Raw genomic sequence first — 17,205 nt, 5'->3', positions numbered from 1 at the left:
ACTACAGCTCAAGCATCTCAAAATCGAGTTTGCCCACACCGCACTCAGGACATGTCCAGTCATCAGGGATATCTTCCCATTTGGTACCAGGGGCGATGCCTTCTTCTGGGCAGCCAAGTGCTTCGTCGTATATCCAGCCGCAGACAATACATTCATAACGTTTCATAAAAAGTCCTATCGATTATTTCTAGTGTGACCGTTTTTTAGCGCGCCAGTCATGCCAAGGGCTAATGACTGGGCGTCACGACAGTGTGCAAGTGTCCATATAACGGTCAGCGCTTAGACAGCAAAAACGCACGTAGTTTAGCATATAACCGTTATTTTCATAGTTAAGTTTACACTTGTATATTGAGATTGTGAGATTTTTATCAAGTCAAGCGTCGCGGTTTTGTGCAGACCGAGGCTGATAATAGCCGATGCTTTAGCGTATTAATTGGGTCAATTATGCTACAATAACGGCCGAAAAATTCACACCAGTTATCATTAAAGTCATACACGCTAAGGGTCCTCATGAGCATCAATGCCGCTACCTCTACCAATACCGAAAACCAGCCATCAGCCGTGCTCAATACTGATCATCCTTTTTGGCAGATCATTCGCACCGTACCAGACTTTCCAAAAGTCGGCATTGATTTTTATGACATAACCCCGTTACTGCGCAGTCACGTTGATGCGGTCATCGATGCGCTGCTGGCCGCTTTACCAGAAGGCTGTCTGGATGAGGTCGATTGTTTGGGTGCGGTCGAGGCGCGTGGGTTTGTCTTTGCCAGCTTGCTAGCAGGGCATTTGGGTAAGGGTATGATATTGCTGCGTAAGCCTGGTAAGTTGCCGCCACCTGTAGCCAATAAGGCTTATGCGCTTGAGTATGGTAAAGACACCCTTGAGATGCAAAACAATCTACCGCCTGAGCGGGTATTGTTGGTCGATGATATTTTGGCAACTGGTGGCACCTTGAACACCGCTTACGAGCTTTGTCGCTCAGCAGGTCACACCGTGGTCGGGGCGCTGGTATTACTCGATTTGGTGGCGCTGCATGGAGCGTTTCCAGTACCCGTTTATACGGTACTAAAAGCCTAAAATCAAAAAGCGCGCTGATGCTGATATAATCAGCGCGCTTTTTTTCAACATAGCTATTTAAGATACACGGTATTTAAGACACATGGCATAAAGCCCATGCTAAATTAAGCCGTTTTTTGTTGTTCGTGGTTTTTGCAGCTGTATTCTACGAGGGCGCGCCCGATCGTCTTAGGGCTGGTGATTTTGAAATCTTTTGTGGTCAAAATGGGTTTATCTGACTGCCAAGACTTTATGACTTTGTCATTGGCCGCGTAATTGACATAAGCACGCCGATAGTAGCTGGCGTCTTTACAAGAGATCAGTAGCTGCTGGTCGCTATGATGGATGGGTTTTTCTTTAAAAGGCGCTGTTTCCGCATTTTCTTCTTTTGCAGCCTCTTTGTCTTTTGCTATGTTTTTTTTGGCTTGTGGGGGGTAGGTTCGACGGATTGAGACGGTGATATTTTCGACACGCTTTTCATCTATGATGCTAATATCAGAGCGCTCGATAGAATCTAAGTCCACACTAAAAACCGAGCCAGAATGACTCTCGGACACCTCTGACCAGTTCACTGCTTGTGCGCTGAGTGCCAAAGCACTGCCTGCCAATAACACTGATAGCCGTTTCATACTTAAGCCTTGCTTCTGGTTGTTTGAAGTAGGCCATAATAGCCAAGTTGTTATCGGCAGGCAAATATCTTTTATGACAGGTCACGGCCTGACAAGTTACTCACGGATGGCCGCCAGTGTCTTGGCCAGCTCATCACGAGCAGTGATAAAGCCATCAATGCCCTTTGGTAGCAGGTCTTGTGTCACGGTGTCTTGTTGGTAGGCGGCGCTGAATTCTTCGTGAGTTAGACTGACGCGGGTCATCTCATCTAGCGCCATAGACATGCTGGGCGATAGCTGACGCTCTACTTGTGTGTCCATGGCGGCAAGCTCGTCGATAAGGTTTGGCGCGATGGTCAATAAATCACAGCCTGCCAACGCCAGTATTTGCTCAGTAGAGCGGAAGCTTGCGCCCATGACTTGAGTGCCATAGCCGTGCTGCTTGTAATACTGATAAATCAGCTTGACCGATTTTACGCCCATATCATCGGAGGCGGGCACATTTTGGCGGTTTTGCTGGCGTTTTTGCCAGTCTAAAATACGACCCACAAAAGGCGAGATCAGCGTCACGCCAGCATCAGCACAGGCAATGGCTTGATGCTGACCGAATAAAAGCGTCAAGTTACAATGGATGCCTTGGGTTTCGAGGTAGCGCGCCGCCTCGATGCCTTGCCAGGTGGCGGCCATTTTGATCAAGACGCGCTGAGGATCGATTCCTGCCTTTTGATACGCCTCCATAAACGCCATGGCCTTATCGATCGTCGCTTTGGTGTCATAAGACAAGCGCGCGTCGACTTCGGTAGATACTCGTCCCTCGATCAGTGCCAAAATATCACAGCCAACTTGGACGGTCAGTGCATCTATAACCGCATCGACATCGCCATTATGGCGGCTCATGGTCTCTGCCAGCATGCCTTGGTTGTCAGGGTGGATGAGAGCTTTGGTGATCAAGCTTGGGTTGGTGGTGGCGTCGATGGGTTTTAAGCGCGCAATGGCGGCCAGATCGCCAGTATCAGCGACAATGGTGGTCATGGTACGAAGCTGTTGTAATGCGCTCATTAGAGATCCTTTTTTTTTAGTGACGTGATGTTATCAATCACAGGGTGGTTTTGTTTTTGTCGTAAGATGAGGGATTGGTATTAAACTGTAACATAGTTTTGAGCCTCTGTTGCCTCATAGTGTGATGGACGACAAAAGACAAGGGCACAACTGTGCTATAGTCAGGTCAATATTAGCTGATCAGCATTCTCATTTGCTGACGCTGTACCACAATTATTTTGAATCGACTATACTATGGACGAGATGATATGGGCAGCTGATAAGAGTGGCGCGACATTACATGCGATTGCACACGATTACCCGTGGGCACTGCGCGCCGTTTTTGTTATAGTAGAGCCGGTCACCTGCTATGCGACAGTGGTATGAGCAGCTTGAGATATTATCGATAAGTCAAAAAATAGCATGGCAAAATCGGATAAGAGCAAAAGCAGACGGTGTCTTGATAGACTGTTGTTTTATCATGTCGCTATAGCAAGCTATTAACACCGATGATGTCAGACCCAATAGCTAAAAGCTGGTCAAAAATTTCAACAGTAAAAAATCTAAAAAGGATGGGCGGTAATGAGTGAGCAGTCACCAGAACAACATATGAATAACTCCAATCAAACCACGACAGACACAAACGATGCCGCAACCGAAAAAGCGTTTTTGGACAATATTCGTCAAAGTATCGATGCAGTAGACTGCAAAATTCAAACGTTGATCAATGATCGTGCCAAATTGGCTCAGCAAGTGGCTGTCGTCAAAAAAGAACACCTCGCGAATAATGCCGCCGCCGCAACTGACAGCAACCCTATTTTTTATCGTCCAGAGCGAGAGGCGCAAGTACTAAAAGCCGTCATGGAGCGCAATACTGGCCCTATCGCTGACGAAAAAATGGCCCGTCTGTTTCGTGAGATTATGTCTGTATGCTTGGACTTAGAAGCACCGCAGCGCATCGCCTTTTTAGGGCCTGTTGGTACCTTTACCCATGCAGCTGCGCTCAAACACTTTGGCAAAGCCGCGGATACCATGCCGATGACCACCATCACCGATGTGTTTCGCGAAGTCGAAGCGGGCACAGCGATGTATGGCGTGGTACCTGTTGAAAACTCTTCAGAAGGGGTGGTCAATCACACGCTAGATGGCTTTTTGTCCTCTTCTTTAAAAATCATCGGTGAAGTTGAGCTGCCTATTCACCAAAACTTCTTGGTCGCTGAGCACACCAAGGTCGATAGTCTCAGCCGTATTTATTCGCACCAGCAGTCATTGGCTCAGTGCCGTCATTGGCTTGATGTCAACTTTCCAAACGTCGAGCGTGTGGCCGTATCGAGCAACGGAGAGGCGGCGCGTCGCCTCAAAAACGAGTGGCATTCTGCCGCTATCGCAGGGGACGTTGCTGCAGCAGAATATGATCTACACAAGCTGTATACCAATATAGAAGACAATCCTAGCAACACCACACGTTTTCTTATCATCGGTCACGAGGCGATTGCGCCATCAGGCCAAGACAAAACCTCTATCGTGGTATCGGCACACGACAAAGCAGGGGCACTTATCGAAATCCTAAAGCCACTGTCTTATCATGGGGTATCGATGACCAGTATCGAGACGCGTCCTGAGCGCCCGAATAAATGGGCTTATGTGTTCTTTATCGATATGAATGGTCATATTGATGCGCCAAACGTGAGCGCGGCGATTGCCGATATTCGTCCACTGGTAAAAGATTTGCGTATACTTGGCTCATACCCCAAAGCGGTATTGTAAGCTAATCATCGGCCGCAAATGGATCATACTAAGCAGTAGATGTGTCATCATCTCTAAGGATAAACCATGGCATCACCTCAAGCGACATCATCAAGTTTAGCTCCGCTTACCTCTGCGTATGATAGTATCTTAGCGCTGACGCCTTATCAGACTGGCAAGCCGGTTGAGGAGCTGACACGCGAATATGGGGTTTCTGATGTCGTAAAGCTGGCCAGCAATGAAAACCCATTAGGCTGCTCGCCGCATGTGACATTGGCAATCACCGAGCAGCTGGGTCAACTGGCACGCTATCCTGATGGCAATGGCTATTATCTCAAGCAAGCGCTGGCGGATTTTAATCGTGTGGATGTTGAGCAGATTACCCTAGGTAATGGCTCCAATGATCTATTGGATCTCTTGGCGCGTGGCTTTGTCAGTTGCGACGATACCATTGTGTATAGTCAGTATGCCTTTGTGGTGTATTCGATGCTGGCGAAGATACAAGGTGCTACTGGGATTGAGGTGCCAGCGCCGCGGTTTGGTCATGACTTAACGGCCATGCGTCAAGCCGTCGCCGACCATCCAAATACCAAGGTTGTGTTTATTGCCAATCCCAATAACCCAACAGGCACCCAGCTTGGGCAAAAAGAGCTACGTGAGTTTGTCGCTAGCGTGCCAGCTTCGGTACTGGTGGTGCTCGATGAGGCGTATATCGAGTATAGCCCTGAGAGTAATAATAGGGCGCTGCTTGATGAGTTTGACAATGTGGTTATCGTTCGTACGTTTTCTAAAGCTTATGGGCTGGCGGGTTTGCGCGTGGGCTACGCGCTCAGCTCAGTACCAGTCGCAAATCTGCTCAATCGCATCCGTCAGCCATTTAACGTCAGCCGTGTGGCATTGGCCGCCGCCGCTGCTGCACTTGCCGATCAAGACTTTATCGAAGCCACTCGCTTGAGCAACGCTGAGCAAATGCGCTGGTTAGAAAAACAGTTTGACGCGCTAGGGCTGGGTTTTATTAAGTCGCACGCCAATTTTATTATGGTAAAATTCGAAGTCGAGATGGAAGACATCAACGCTATGTCTATTCATCAAGCATTGCTAGAGCAGGGAGTAATCGTACGTCCTTTGGCCGCCTATGGACTCCCGAACTGGCTGCGTATCACGGTAGGTCTGGCTGAAGACAATCTGCGTTTGATAGATACGTTACGCTCGATTTTGACCGAGGACTGATCACTGGCAACTGATACTGATAAAGAGGGCGGGCCAGCCCATCTGAATCCTGATAATGTCATGGCACTCATGCAGGCGTGCCTTTGCGACTGAATGCCAACTTGTGAAATACAAGCTGCCGTGAGTCGCCATAAAAAAGATAAAAAATAAGAATCCTATGCAATCCTCTTTTGATAAAACCCCTTTGTTGTTTAAACAAGTTTGCGTGATCGGTCTTGGGCTGATTGGCGCAAGTCTTGCTCAAGCTATAAAAGACAATCATTTAAGCGAGCGCTTGGTTGCTGTCGATAGGCACTTGCCAAGCGTGGATGAAGCCATAAAACATGGCTTGCTTGATGCTGGTAGCACGCGCTTGACTGACGTGGTGGCAGGTAGCGACTTACTTATCATAGCCGTACCGGTGCAAGCGGTGCAAGCCGTATTTACCGATATCAAAGCTGCAATGGACAACGGCCAGCTGGCTACAGACTGTATCATCACGGATGTCTGTAGTACCAAGGTCAATATCATTGAGGCAGCAAAATCGGTATTTGCTGCACTGCCAACGGGGTTTGTACCCGCGCATCCGATTGCTGGGGCGGAGAATTCAGGGTATCATGCCAGACGCGCCAATTTGTTTGTCAACCACAGCGTGATAATCTGTGAGCTAGCCACCACCAGCTCTTCTGCAATTGCAAAGCTGCAGCAGTTATGGGAGGCGGTGGGTGCGACTGTCATGCCGATGGCAGCCGATCATCACGATGCGATATTGGCGCATACCAGTCATCTACCGCACCTACTGGCGTTTAATCTGGTCGAGCAATTGGCGAGTCATGATGACAATTTGGATATGTTTCGCTATGCCGCTGGTGGGTTCCGCGACTTTACCCGTATCGCTGCCAGCGATCCTAAGATGTGGCATGATATATTTTTTGCCAACGAGCGCGCGATTATCAGCGCCCTTGATGAGTACGGCGTCTATCTACAGACCATGCGTCAGCTTATCATTGATAAAGATTCAACCGCCCTGATGGGGCTTTTGGGCCGCGCGCAAGCCGCACGGCGACATTTTGGCCATATGTTAGCCAGCACCCCTTATACGGATACCTCTGCTATGTCAGCTTCTTATAATATCACCCCTAGCAACACCGTCTCTGGCACCATTACCGTTCCTGGAGACAAATCTATCTCGCATCGCAGCATCATGCTTGGCAGTTTAGCCACAGGTGTGACTAACGTTACTGGATTTTTGGAAGGGGAGGATGCGCTGGCTACCTTACAAGCATTCCGTGACATGGGTGTAAGCATCGAAGGCCCTGATAAAGGCAGATTGACCATTCATGGTGTCGGTATGCACGGACTAAAACCCAGCAAAACGCCACTGTATATGGGCAACTCAGGCACCAGTATGCGCCTGCTAGCCGGCATCTTAGCCGCCCAGTCATTTGATAGTGTGTTGACTGGTGATACCAGTCTAAACAAGCGTCCGATGGAGCGGGTGGCAGCACCGTTACGTGACATGGGTGCGGTGATTCAAAGCACGGGTCATGATGGTACCGCGCCGCTAAGCATCACTGGCCGTGATACGGTTGGCCAGCCACTGCAAGGGGTAGAGTATGACATGCCAGTGGCGTCAGCACAGGTGAAGTCTTGCTTACTGCTAGCAGGTCTATGGGCCGAGGGTACGACAACGGTCACTCAGCCTGAGATCAGCCGTGACCATACCGAGCGTATGCTATCAGCCTTTGGCTATCCAGTAATTGTAGAAGGCAACCGTATCAGTGTCACCGGTGGCGGCACACTCACAGGTGGCGATATCGCTGTGCCTGCGGATATCTCTTCCGCCGCCTTCTTTATGGTCGCCGCGGCCATCAGTCAAGGTAGTGAACTGACCCTAACGCAAGTGGGTATTAACCCAACCCGCACCGGCATCATTGATATCTTAAAGCTGATGAATGCTGATATCAGCCTAAGCAATGAGACCCATGTCGGCGGCGAGCCAGTGGCGGATATCACGATACGCAGCTCAAACCTGCAAGGTATCGATATTCCAGAGTATCTAGTACCACTGGCGATTGATGAGTTCCCAGTACTGTTTATCGCTGCTAGCTGTGCGCGAGGTCGTACAGTACTAACGGGTGCTAAAGAACTGCGTGTCAAAGAGTCCGATCGTATTGCTGTGATGGCAGATGGTCTACAAACCCTTGGTATTGATTGTACAGTGACTGAGGATGGTCTGATCATTGAAGGCAAAGGTAGTGCAGGTGTAGGTCAAAGTGAAGCAAATAACAGCCAACCTGTTTTTGGCGGTGGACATATCACCTCGCATCATGACCATCGTATCGCCATGAGCTTTGCGGTTGCAAGCTTGCGCGCATCCAAGCCGATCACCATCGAAGGCGTTGAGACGGTCAATACCAGTTTCCCAGGATTTGCCGAGCTTGCCAATCAAGTAGGCATGTCTATCGAGGTTCACGATAGCCGCGCCTAATAGCGTTAGGACTTTTACCAGGGATTAAACACCATAAGGGTTCAAATACCGTTATCGTCAGCAATGCATTGATACTACTATGAGTGTCAATGCATTGCTTTTTCACTTTTATTCTATCTGTAGTAACCCTGTGCTTTTGCCGCTCGCCTAAATATGCTCATCATCAGGCGCAGTCTGCAACAGTACGCTTTGCTCTAAATTAAGTTGTACTGACTTATGACCACTCAAAATATTATCAAAAAACCCGTGACGCCTATCAAAACCACCAGACGTGGTATTGTCACAGCGCTTATGGCCTTTTTTATCTGGGGCGGATTTCCTTTATATTTTAAACAGTTGGCCGCCTACGATGCCACTGAGATCATCGGGCACCGTATCGTCTGGACCTTTGCTTGTCTGCTGCTTGTCTTAGTCGTCACCAAACGCTGGGGCTGGATAGACACTTTAAAGAAAAATCCTAGGTGGATTGTGTTTTCGCTGATATCGGGTCTGATTATTGCCACCAACTGGCTGACCTATGTTTGGGCGGTCAACCATGACCGCATACTTGAGGCCAGTTTGGGCTATTTTATCGGGCCGCTGGTAGGGGTGGCGCTCTCGATGATTTTGTTCAAAGAGCGCTTGCGTACACTGCAATGGGTGGCGATTGGTTTTGCGCTATTGTCTGTGATTATTCAGGTGGTGATGATTGGGAGCTTACCTTGGATTTCGCTGATACTGGCGTTTAGCTTTAGCACATACGGTACCATTCAGCGGCAAACACCGCTGAGCGCCATCGATGCGATGTTTGTGGAGACGACGATGCTGGTACCGATGTGCCTGTGGTGGTTTTGGCAGGCCGATGTGGTGAGTAGTCAGATCAGTTTTTGGTTGTCATCAAACATCTGGCTATTGATGCTGGCAGGCCCCATCACTTTGATACCGCTATTGTTATTTAATAAATCAACCAAGCTGGTGGCTTATAGTATTTTAAGTTTTATGAACTATCTGACGCCGACTTTTATTTTCTTTTTGGCAGTATTTTACTATAAAGAGCCATTTGACTTGCACCGTTTGGCCGTCTTTGGCTTGATTTGGGTTGGTCTGTTGTTGTTTAGCATTGACTTGTGGCATCATCGCCCAAGTAAGATGCTAAAGGCTGCGCGTTTGCGCCAAAAAGCATGATCATCTGTCTGCTATAAAACTCCTAAAAAACCAGTAAACAAGGATAAAAGCATGTTGCATACTCAGTCTGATGTGGTATTTGTCAGAGGCTTGACGGTAGATGCCGTCATCGGCGTCTATGAATGGGAGCGCGCTATCACCCAGCCGCTGCAGATCGATATCGTGCTTGAGACGGATATCAGTGCTGCTGCCGCCTCAGATGATGTACAGGATGCGCTAAATTATAAGGCGGTTTGTGATGATGTCAGCGAGTGGTGCCAAGTCATTCAAGCAAAGCTACTTGAGCATCTGGCTGAGCAAATCGCAGATAAACTGCTTGCCAAATACGCTTGTCATAAAATCACGCTGAGCATGGCTAAGCCGACGGCAATCAAACACGCAGACGCCGTTGGGGTGCAAATCACCCGATCTGCAAAAGCCAGTCATAGCGAGCAGCCTACCAGTCAACGTCATGATGCATAAGACGCCTAAAATTTTTAATATGTATGAGAAGCATAAAGGTCTGGCTGGTTTAAATCTTGCGGGCCTAGAGATATATACGCCTGAACAGCTGCAAGCGTACGAGGTGACAGCAGTGGTACTGGCTTTGGGTAGCAACTATCACGCTGACTACTATTTGCCTGATGCGCGTGAAAAACTGGCCACATTTGGCCGTATGCAGCTCTCTACGTCTTTTCAAAACCCTGACTTTACCGCGACTCAAGAGCAGCCAAAGCCTGACTATACCAATCAGTGTGCGTATTTATCTCTGGATACGGCGATGAGTTTGCAGGAGCTGCAGCAGGCTTTTAAGCTCATTGAAAGTGACTGCCATCGGCAGCGTTTCATAGAAGCGCAAACCTCTATAAAGCAAGTCACCATGGATATTGACATTTTACTTATACAAACTGGACTTAACCAAAATAGCCTAAGCAATAAATCGACATCTACAAAAATAGTAGAGTATTCAGAACAATGGATAATAATGGCGGATCGTTATCCATTCAAAGCACACGAGACAGCAGGGGTTGAAGAATTGATTTCAAAGAGCGGTTTTATCGGTTAAAAGGCTTTAAAACTTTTCCAAACACCAAAATCCGTCCTACGGGCATTCATTTTTCTTGTGTACTGTGCCAACGCCGCTCGATGCGGCGCAAAATACATACCAGTAGCACGTGATATCAATTGTGCCAGTTTTATGTGCGATTGACTATATTAAAAGAGTATCAGAGGCTACGGTAAGCTATCAGGACTTGTTTTTTTCGTCAGTCAGCTCTTCCATGTCAGAGCGCCCGATCACATCTAAATCTTCTAAACAAAGCTTGTCATACTTCTTTTTGCAAAAATCAGGATCAATCTCACACATGGCAGTTTGCAGCTGATCTAGGCGATTTTCTGACTGCTGAATATGCTCAAGCATTTTTGCAAACGCTTCGGCCACTGGGTCTTGAGAAGAGGGGTCGATACCATAAGCTTGAAAAGTAGTGCGGCGCTTGGCCTTGGCCGCTGTGCTTTGCGCTTGGTCTTTGCCGGTGTCGCCTTCGCCTGCTTGGGCCACTTTCTCTTGTTGTTTGGCGTCTTGGACTTTGGTGGCGATGGGGTTGCCTTTTTCATCGTGATGATCAGATATCATGCGCGCCGCGCTGCCGACCATGGTAGCGCCAGCTGGCACAGGTTTGACCACCACCGCATTTGAGCCGATTTTGGCATTTTTACCGACAGTAAATGGCCCCAAAACTTTTGCGCCAGCGCCTACGGTCACGCCGTCTTCTAACGTTGGATGGCGTTTGCCGTTATTCCATGAGACGCCGCCGAGAGTGACGCCGTGGTATAAGGTGACATCGTTGCCAATCTCTGCGGTCTCACCGATGACCACGCCGACACCGTGGTCGATAAAAAACCGCTTACCGATTTTGGCTGCAGGGTGAATCTCGATACCAGTGACCATACGCGAGCCGTAAGAGATCACGCGGGCGGCCAGTTTTTGTTCGTGATTCCAGAGATAATGAGCGCCGCGATGCAAGATAAGCGCATGAATACCAGGATAGGTAAGAATGACCTCCAGACTATTGCGTGCGGCAGGATCACGGTTGAATACCGCATCGATATCTTCTTTTAGGTCTTTTTTGATGCTGGCAAGCGAATTGAGCAATTTGGCTGGCAATGACATAAAGTGTCCTATTTGTTGATCGGTCTGTTGGTCCGTCTATTGGTCGGTAAAGTATGGCGGTGTGATCAGTATTGGGTGCTAATCCTGATGCTTATTCTATATACTTATTTCTATGTATAGTCGCTTCTAAATAAAACAGATACATTATATATCAACGTGGAACTGGTATAAATTTTCCTTGCGTGCTGTCGTGCTGTGCCTGCGCTGCTCGATGCTGCGTAAAATTTATCCCAGTCCCACTGCATCGTTTTTATACTGAACTCACTATACTTACAATCTGAGCCATCCAATATAACACGCTCTAATAATAGCAGGCTATCGCTGGCCGACCAAACCCAAAAAATCTGTACTGGTGGCTTTTATTATGATGATTGGGGTCTATCTTTTAAAAGCTTGGCGATAAGTGCGCTTAACAGCTGATACTCTTTTTGATCCAGCTGTAAGCGTGAGCCGAGCCGCGATAGCCGTGCTGGCAAAGATTTTAGATGTGCGCTGTCTGCCAGACCCTGCTGCACCAACAGCGCTGTCATGCGCTCGGTCAACTGCTGTTGCTGCTGCTGAGTGATGGCCGGCTCATCCCACTGTTGGCGTAACGTCATGTCAATCATCGAGCGTGCTGCGGCTTTATCAGAGTCAGCATCAGCCTCTGGGCTCGTCGCTGTCTGAGTGTGGGTTTGCGCATAAGCAAAGACAAAACTGGCAATCACTTGTACCGCTGAGGCGACATTAAGTACCGGATAGGCAGGGTTGGCATCGATTTGGATATGGTAATCGGCATAGGCCAGCTCTTCATTGGTCAAACCACGGTCTTCGCGGCCAAACAATATCGCGATATTTGGTTTGCGGGTGCCAGCAGTATTATCCTGTGCGGTCTCGGCCGTGGTCTGAGGCTGATAGGTGGATTGACTATCGATAAAATCAAAAATGATTTTGGCCGCCTGTGTGGGCGTGACGACAGGGCGCGGCATATGACGACTGCGACTGCTAGCTGCAAATACCAGCTGACAATCAGCGATCGCCGACTCTAGCGTTGGGGCAATCACAGCTGCTGACAGCAGCTCATGGCCACCTGCAGCGTGCGATACACTGGTCTCATCGATAGGCCGCTTGGGGTCGACGACCGTCAAGCGTGACAATCCCATCGTATGCATGGCCCGTGCCGCTGAGCCGATATTGGCAGGCAAGGTGGTATTGACCATGACGACCTGAATACAAGATAAGTAGTCGTCTACGCTCGTTGCTGGATGGTTGATTGGCATAGATGATGGCGACGTTGTCACTGATAAAGGGCTTTGGCTCATTTATTGCTCCATGCGCTGTTTGATGGTTTGCTCAGCGCGTTGCAGCGCCGCTGCGATATCCTCGATCAGCGCCGCCTGCTCACCGATACGCTGCTCACGGCACCGCTCTTGGAGTTGACTACTAAGACGCATCAGCTGAGTCGTCCCCAAATTAGCACTGGCGCCTTTTAGGGCATGGGCAATCTCAAAACCATTGGCATTATCGTTTTGTTGTTGTGCGATGCGTAGGCTTTGGATGCGCTGCTGGCTGTCAGTGAGATACACTTGAATCAAATCGGCAAAGTCCTCTTCGAGCAAGTCACGCATGTCTTCAAATTGCTCATCATTGAGGATATCTACAGTTTGGTCGGCGGTATTATTATGTGGGTTCTCATCCATGGTATTAGGTCCAATATTGTCAGTTAAATCAGTTAAATCAGTTAAATCAGTTAAATCTCAAGCAATAAAACGGCTATCGTCAAGGGATAGAGTAGACATCGCTATAGGAGGCCACGGCTAAAAGCCCCGCGTCAGCTATAGTGAAAATGTAAGTTGTCCTCATTCACCATGCTTTTTAGTTGTTGCAAGTTGTCATCATTTGGATAGATACGCCAATGCTCAGAGAGTCCCACATTGGCGATACCATACGCTTCATAAATGCTCAGGCCAAGCGGCAGACAGTTATCATGAATGGAGGCGTCAGTGTTACTCAGCGCATTATTACTATAAGGGCTGCCATTTTGCAGCGCGTCTTGTTGCATGTCATGCTCTAGCGCCAATAAGTCATTGCCATCCTCATCATATAAGCTCCCACCCAACGCAGGATCATAGTTGCCATTGAAGGTCGCATCGTCTGGCTCATCTTGCTGAGTCAAGCTAGGCGCGGGGATGATATCTGCTTGGGCGGACTTAAGTAGCGGCTGTAGGCGTGAGAGTAGGCGCGTGTCACTGCCATGGATTTTGATACTGATTTTTTTGAGCCAACGCAGACGCGCATCTACCATACTCATGGCATTATCTAGACGGGCAAACAATCGCCCGTCACGCTCCCGGATGCTGCCTTTGATAATGACCACTTCATCCACCTTCAGCTGGTCTTTGACGCGATTGAAACGCTCAGCATAGCAGCTGACCTCTAGTCGTGAGGTGCCATCATCTAAGGTAATGACATTTCGATTGCCAAAGTTGGCAATATCGATAATAAGGCCTGCAAAGTAGCAGCTGCCGTTATAGCCTGTGTCTGTGAGCTTATCAAGGCGAGCGCCAGAGGTATAGCGTTTTAGCTCATCCAAGTACTCATTGATTGGGTGCCCAGTTAGGTATAGCCCTAATGTGTTTTTTTCTGCTTTGAGGCGATGCTTGTCACCCCAGATCAGCTCTGGCGTCATTTTGAGCGGTGGGGCGGCGACCACACCGTCCATCTCGCCAAACAAGTCCATCATGCCAAGCTCATTGTTTTGGCGGTCTTGCTCCGCGGCCTGTACCGCGCTTGGCAGCTGACTCATCAGCGCGCCGCGAATCTCGTAGGCGGCATCGCTTGGTAAGTCTGGTCGCAACGTCGCGGCAAAGTCATCAAAACAGCCAGCACTGACCAATGCCTCAAGCGTACGTTTATTGACTTTTTTGATATCAACGCGGCGGCAGAAGTCATATAAGTCTTTAAACGGCCCACCGCGGCTGCGCGCATCGACGATAGACTCCACCGCACCTTCACCGACGCCTTTAATCGCGCCAAGTCCATAAATAATATTGGTCGGTGTATCAGCGACAAAGTGCCACTCACTGCGGTTTACCGATGGATTGTCTACAGTCAATCCAAAGTTTTCACGGCAGTCATTGATAAAGAACACCACGTTGTCGGTGTTGTTCATATCGGATGTCAGTACCGCAGCCATAAATTCGGCAGGGTAGTACTGCTTGAGATAAGCGGTCTGATAAGCAAGGACGCCATACGCAGCGGAATGCGAGCGGTTAAAACCATAACCGGCAAATTTTTCCATCAAGTCAAAGACGCCGCCTGACGTTGCTTCATCGATGCCTTGCGCGGTGGCACCCGTGACAAAAATATCACGCTGTTTGGCCATCTCTTCAGGTTTTTTCTTACCCATGGCGCGGCGTAGCATATCCGCGCCGCCGAGACTGTAACCGGCCATTACCTGCGAGATCTGCATTACTTGCTCTTGATAGACAATAACGCCGTTGGTGTTTTGCAAAATTGGCTCGAGGTTGGGATGGTCATAAATGACCTCTTCGCGGCCATGCTTACGGTCAATGTACATCTCTACCATGCCGGCATCGAGAGGGCCGGGACGGTAGAGGGCACACATGGCGATGACGTCTTCGATGTTGGTCGGTTGCAGCTTAGCCAAGTATTTTTTCATACCCATACTCTCTAGCTGAAAGACGGCTGTGGTCTTTGCTTCTTGCAAGAGTTTGTAGGTTTTTTTGTCATCTAACGGTAAATCTTCTAGTACCAGCGCGTCTTTGCCTTCGCGTGCGCGGCGTTGGTTGATGTTTTCTACCGCAGCATTAATGACGGTTAAGTTACGCAAGCCCAAAAAGTCAAATTTTACCAGACCGACATCTTCGACATCGTCTTTATCAAACTGACTGACACGATGACCCTCATCGTCACAGTAAATGGCGCTAAAGTCAGTGATTTTATGCGGGGCTATGAGGACACCACCGGCATGCTTGCCGACGTTGCGGCACACGCCCTCTAATTTGACCGCCATCTCCCAAATCTCGATGGCATCTTCATAATCCATGTTATCAGGATTGGAGATTAAGTCTTTGAGCTGCGGTTCTTGCTCGAGTGCTTGAGACAAGGTGATGCCAGGTGTTTTCGGAATCAATTTAGAGATTTTATTGGCCAAAAAGTATGACTTGCTTTGTACCCGCGCCACATCACGCACCACCGCTTTTGCCGCCATGGTACCAAAGGTGATGATCTGTGAGACCGCTTCACGGCCGTAAGTTTGCGCCACATAATCGATGACACGGTCGCGACCTTCGATACAAAAGTCAATATCGAAATCGGGCATAGAGACACGTTCAGGGTTCAAGAAGCGCTCGAATAATAGGTCGTAATGAATGGGGTCGAGATCGGTAATGTTGAGCGCATACGCAACCAAAGAGCCGGCACCAGAGCCGCGTCCTGGCCCCACAGGGACGCCATTGGCCTTGGCCCAGCGGATAAAGTCCATAACGATTAAGAAGTAACCGGGGAACCCCATAGACAAAATAATATCGAGCTCATACTCTAGGCGCTCATCGTACTGCTTACGAAAGTCGCTCCAGCTCTCGTCACGCGCTTCCACAGGAAACAGCTTGTCCAATCGGTGATTAAGACCGCGCTGTGATTCTGCCCGAAAAAAAGACTCAATGGTCTCGCCCTCTGGCACAGGAAAGTCAGGCAACACGTTGATGCCTAGCGTCAGTGTCACATTACAGCGAGTGGCTAGGCGGATGGTATTGTCGACCACCTGCGGAATATCGGCAAACAGTTGCGCCATTTGGTCTTGGGTTTTTAGATACTGCTCATCTGAATACAAGCGCGGACGGTTAGGGTCAGCCAGTACGTACGAGCCTGCGATACAGACGCGGGCTTCGTGAGCATCGAAGTCCTCTTGCTCCAAAAACCGCACGTCATTGTGGGCGATAATGGGCAGTTGATGCTTGGCACCAGCGTGGATAGCCGCTTTGATAAAAGCGTCTTCGCCTGAGCGGTTGGTGCGCTTGATCGCAAAGTACAAGCGATCAGCAAAATGCGCCTGCCATTCTGTGATCAGCACGTCGGCATTTTCTGGCATAGAGCTGACTAGCGCATGACCGACGTCTGATTTTTCGCCAAACAAGACAATAACGCCCGCTGCGTGCTCTAAGATATGACGGCGCTTGATGACAGGGGTGCCATGATTGTCAGGATCAGCGCGGCCCTCGGTGAAGCCCAGCGAGACGATACGAGTGATGTTTTGATAGCCTTCGTTGTCCATGGCCAGCAGCGTTAGCCTAGTGTCTTCATCATCTATGATAACTTCGCTGCCGATGATGGGCTTGATGCCAGCGCCAAGACAAGCGCGATAAAACTTCACCGTCGCGTACAGATTGGAGAGGTCGGTCAACGCCAGCGCACGCTGATTATCAGCTGCCGCCGCTTTAATAAGCGGCTTTATGCGCACGATAGAATCAGTGATGGAGTATTCGCTGTGAATGCCAAGGTGTACAAATGCCATAGAGGACTCTTATTGGTGCGGTCAATAACAATAGGTTTTATTAGCGGATTTTGCGTGGTTTACATGGGAAGTTTAGGCCGTAAAAGCCTTTGTCGCAAATGCTCAATTGAGCAGGACATCATAGCATTATTTGCTGTTGACAGCTATAGCTTCGGTGGGGGCCATAAGAAACAGCCTGTCTTTGCTGGCAGGTGCTGATATGAAAAAAGCCTTTTATACTATGCTGATA

General features: G+C 49.0%; 14 protein-coding genes. 7 read left to right on the top strand and 7 right to left on the bottom strand.

Annotated elements, in window-relative coordinates; all coding sequences use genetic code 11:
* Window position 1 precedes the first annotated feature (1 nt).
* The gene (locus tag JFC05_RS06280) at window positions 2-166 is read right to left on the bottom strand and encodes a rubredoxin (RefSeq protein WP_057759803.1); all 165 of its coding nucleotides are present in this window, start codon (window positions 164-166) and stop codon (window positions 2-4) included.
* A gap of 344 nt (window positions 167-510) precedes the next feature.
* Between JFC05_RS06280 and JFC05_RS06275 the strand changes: the two genes are divergently transcribed.
* Window positions 511-1,077 (top strand): adenine phosphoribosyltransferase, encoded by a 567-nt coding sequence (locus JFC05_RS06275; RefSeq protein ID WP_198336227.1) that lies wholly within the window; start codon window positions 511-513, stop codon window positions 1,075-1,077.
* Between the two features lie 104 nt (window positions 1,078-1,181).
* Here the strand turns inward: JFC05_RS06275 and JFC05_RS06270 are convergent, their stop codons facing one another.
* Together JFC05_RS06270 and JFC05_RS06265 are read right to left on the bottom strand one after the other, a co-directional pair.
* A complete protein-coding gene (locus tag JFC05_RS06270; RefSeq protein WP_198336226.1) occupies window positions 1,182-1,685 on the bottom strand; it encodes a hypothetical protein in 504 nt (167 codons plus the stop codon).
* Between the two features lie 96 nt (window positions 1,686-1,781).
* Window positions 1,782-2,723, bottom strand: coding sequence for a transaldolase (locus JFC05_RS06265; protein WP_198336225.1), 942 nt, complete (start codon window positions 2,721-2,723; stop codon window positions 1,782-1,784).
* 561 nt (window positions 2,724-3,284) lie between these two features.
* Between JFC05_RS06265 and pheA the strand changes: the two genes are divergently transcribed.
* The 6 genes from pheA to JFC05_RS06235 all read left to right on the top strand — a co-directional run bounded on the left by pheA (window position 3,285) and on the right by JFC05_RS06235 (window position 10,357).
* Window positions 3,285-4,469, top strand: a complete 1,185-nt coding sequence (gene pheA / locus JFC05_RS06260; RefSeq protein WP_192995720.1) for a prephenate dehydratase — start codon at window positions 3,285-3,287, stop codon at window positions 4,467-4,469.
* Window positions 4,470-4,535: 66 nt separating this feature from the next.
* The gene (gene hisC, locus JFC05_RS06255) at window positions 4,536-5,678 is read left to right on the top strand and encodes a histidinol-phosphate transaminase (protein WP_192995722.1); all 1,143 of its coding nucleotides are present in this window, start codon (window positions 4,536-4,538) and stop codon (window positions 5,676-5,678) included.
* A 157-nt stretch (window positions 5,679-5,835) separates the two neighbouring features.
* A complete protein-coding gene (locus JFC05_RS06250) occupies window positions 5,836-8,148 on the top strand; it encodes a bifunctional prephenate dehydrogenase/3-phosphoshikimate 1-carboxyvinyltransferase (RefSeq protein ID WP_198336224.1) in 2,313 nt (770 codons plus the stop codon).
* A gap of 216 nt (window positions 8,149-8,364) precedes the next feature.
* Window positions 8,365-9,312: an EamA family transporter RarD gene (rarD, locus tag JFC05_RS06245; RefSeq protein WP_198336223.1), complete on the top strand. Its 948-nt coding sequence runs from the start codon at window positions 8,365-8,367 to the stop codon at window positions 9,310-9,312.
* A 51-nt stretch (window positions 9,313-9,363) separates the two neighbouring features.
* Complete coding sequence (gene folB, locus JFC05_RS06240; RefSeq protein WP_198336222.1) at window positions 9,364-9,774, top strand: dihydroneopterin aldolase; 411 nt, start codon at window positions 9,364-9,366, stop codon at window positions 9,772-9,774.
* 19 nt (window positions 9,775-9,793) lie between these two features.
* Window positions 9,794-10,357 carry a 2-amino-4-hydroxy-6-hydroxymethyldihydropteridine diphosphokinase gene (locus JFC05_RS06235; protein WP_198336221.1) on the top strand — a complete coding sequence of 188 codons (564 nt, stop codon included), beginning with the start codon at window positions 9,794-9,796 and terminating at the stop codon, window positions 10,355-10,357.
* 180 nt (window positions 10,358-10,537) lie between these two features.
* Here the strand turns inward: JFC05_RS06235 and cysE are convergent, their stop codons facing one another.
* The 4 genes from cysE to dnaE all read right to left on the bottom strand — a co-directional run bounded on the left by cysE (window position 10,538) and on the right by dnaE (window position 16,976).
* Window positions 10,538-11,461: a serine O-acetyltransferase gene (gene cysE / locus JFC05_RS06230; RefSeq protein ID WP_198336220.1), complete on the bottom strand. Its 924-nt coding sequence runs from the start codon at window positions 11,459-11,461 to the stop codon at window positions 10,538-10,540.
* A gap of 362 nt (window positions 11,462-11,823) precedes the next feature.
* Complete coding sequence (locus tag JFC05_RS06225) at window positions 11,824-12,720, bottom strand: RNA methyltransferase (RefSeq protein ID WP_244658191.1); 897 nt, start codon at window positions 12,718-12,720, stop codon at window positions 11,824-11,826.
* A gap of 42 nt (window positions 12,721-12,762) precedes the next feature.
* Window positions 12,763-13,140: an Hpt domain-containing protein gene (locus tag JFC05_RS06220; protein ID WP_198336218.1), complete on the bottom strand. Its 378-nt coding sequence runs from the start codon at window positions 13,138-13,140 to the stop codon at window positions 12,763-12,765.
* A gap of 131 nt (window positions 13,141-13,271) precedes the next feature.
* Complete coding sequence (gene dnaE, locus JFC05_RS06215) at window positions 13,272-16,976, bottom strand: DNA polymerase III subunit alpha (protein WP_198336217.1); 3,705 nt, start codon at window positions 16,974-16,976, stop codon at window positions 13,272-13,274.
* Between the last annotated feature and the right edge of the window lie 229 nt (window positions 16,977-17,205).

Source organism: Psychrobacter celer, from assembly GCF_016107555.1.
In the GTDB taxonomy this organism is placed as follows: domain Bacteria; phylum Pseudomonadota; class Gammaproteobacteria; order Pseudomonadales; family Moraxellaceae; genus Psychrobacter; species Psychrobacter celer.
This window is presented reverse-complemented; position numbering and strand designations above follow the sequence as displayed.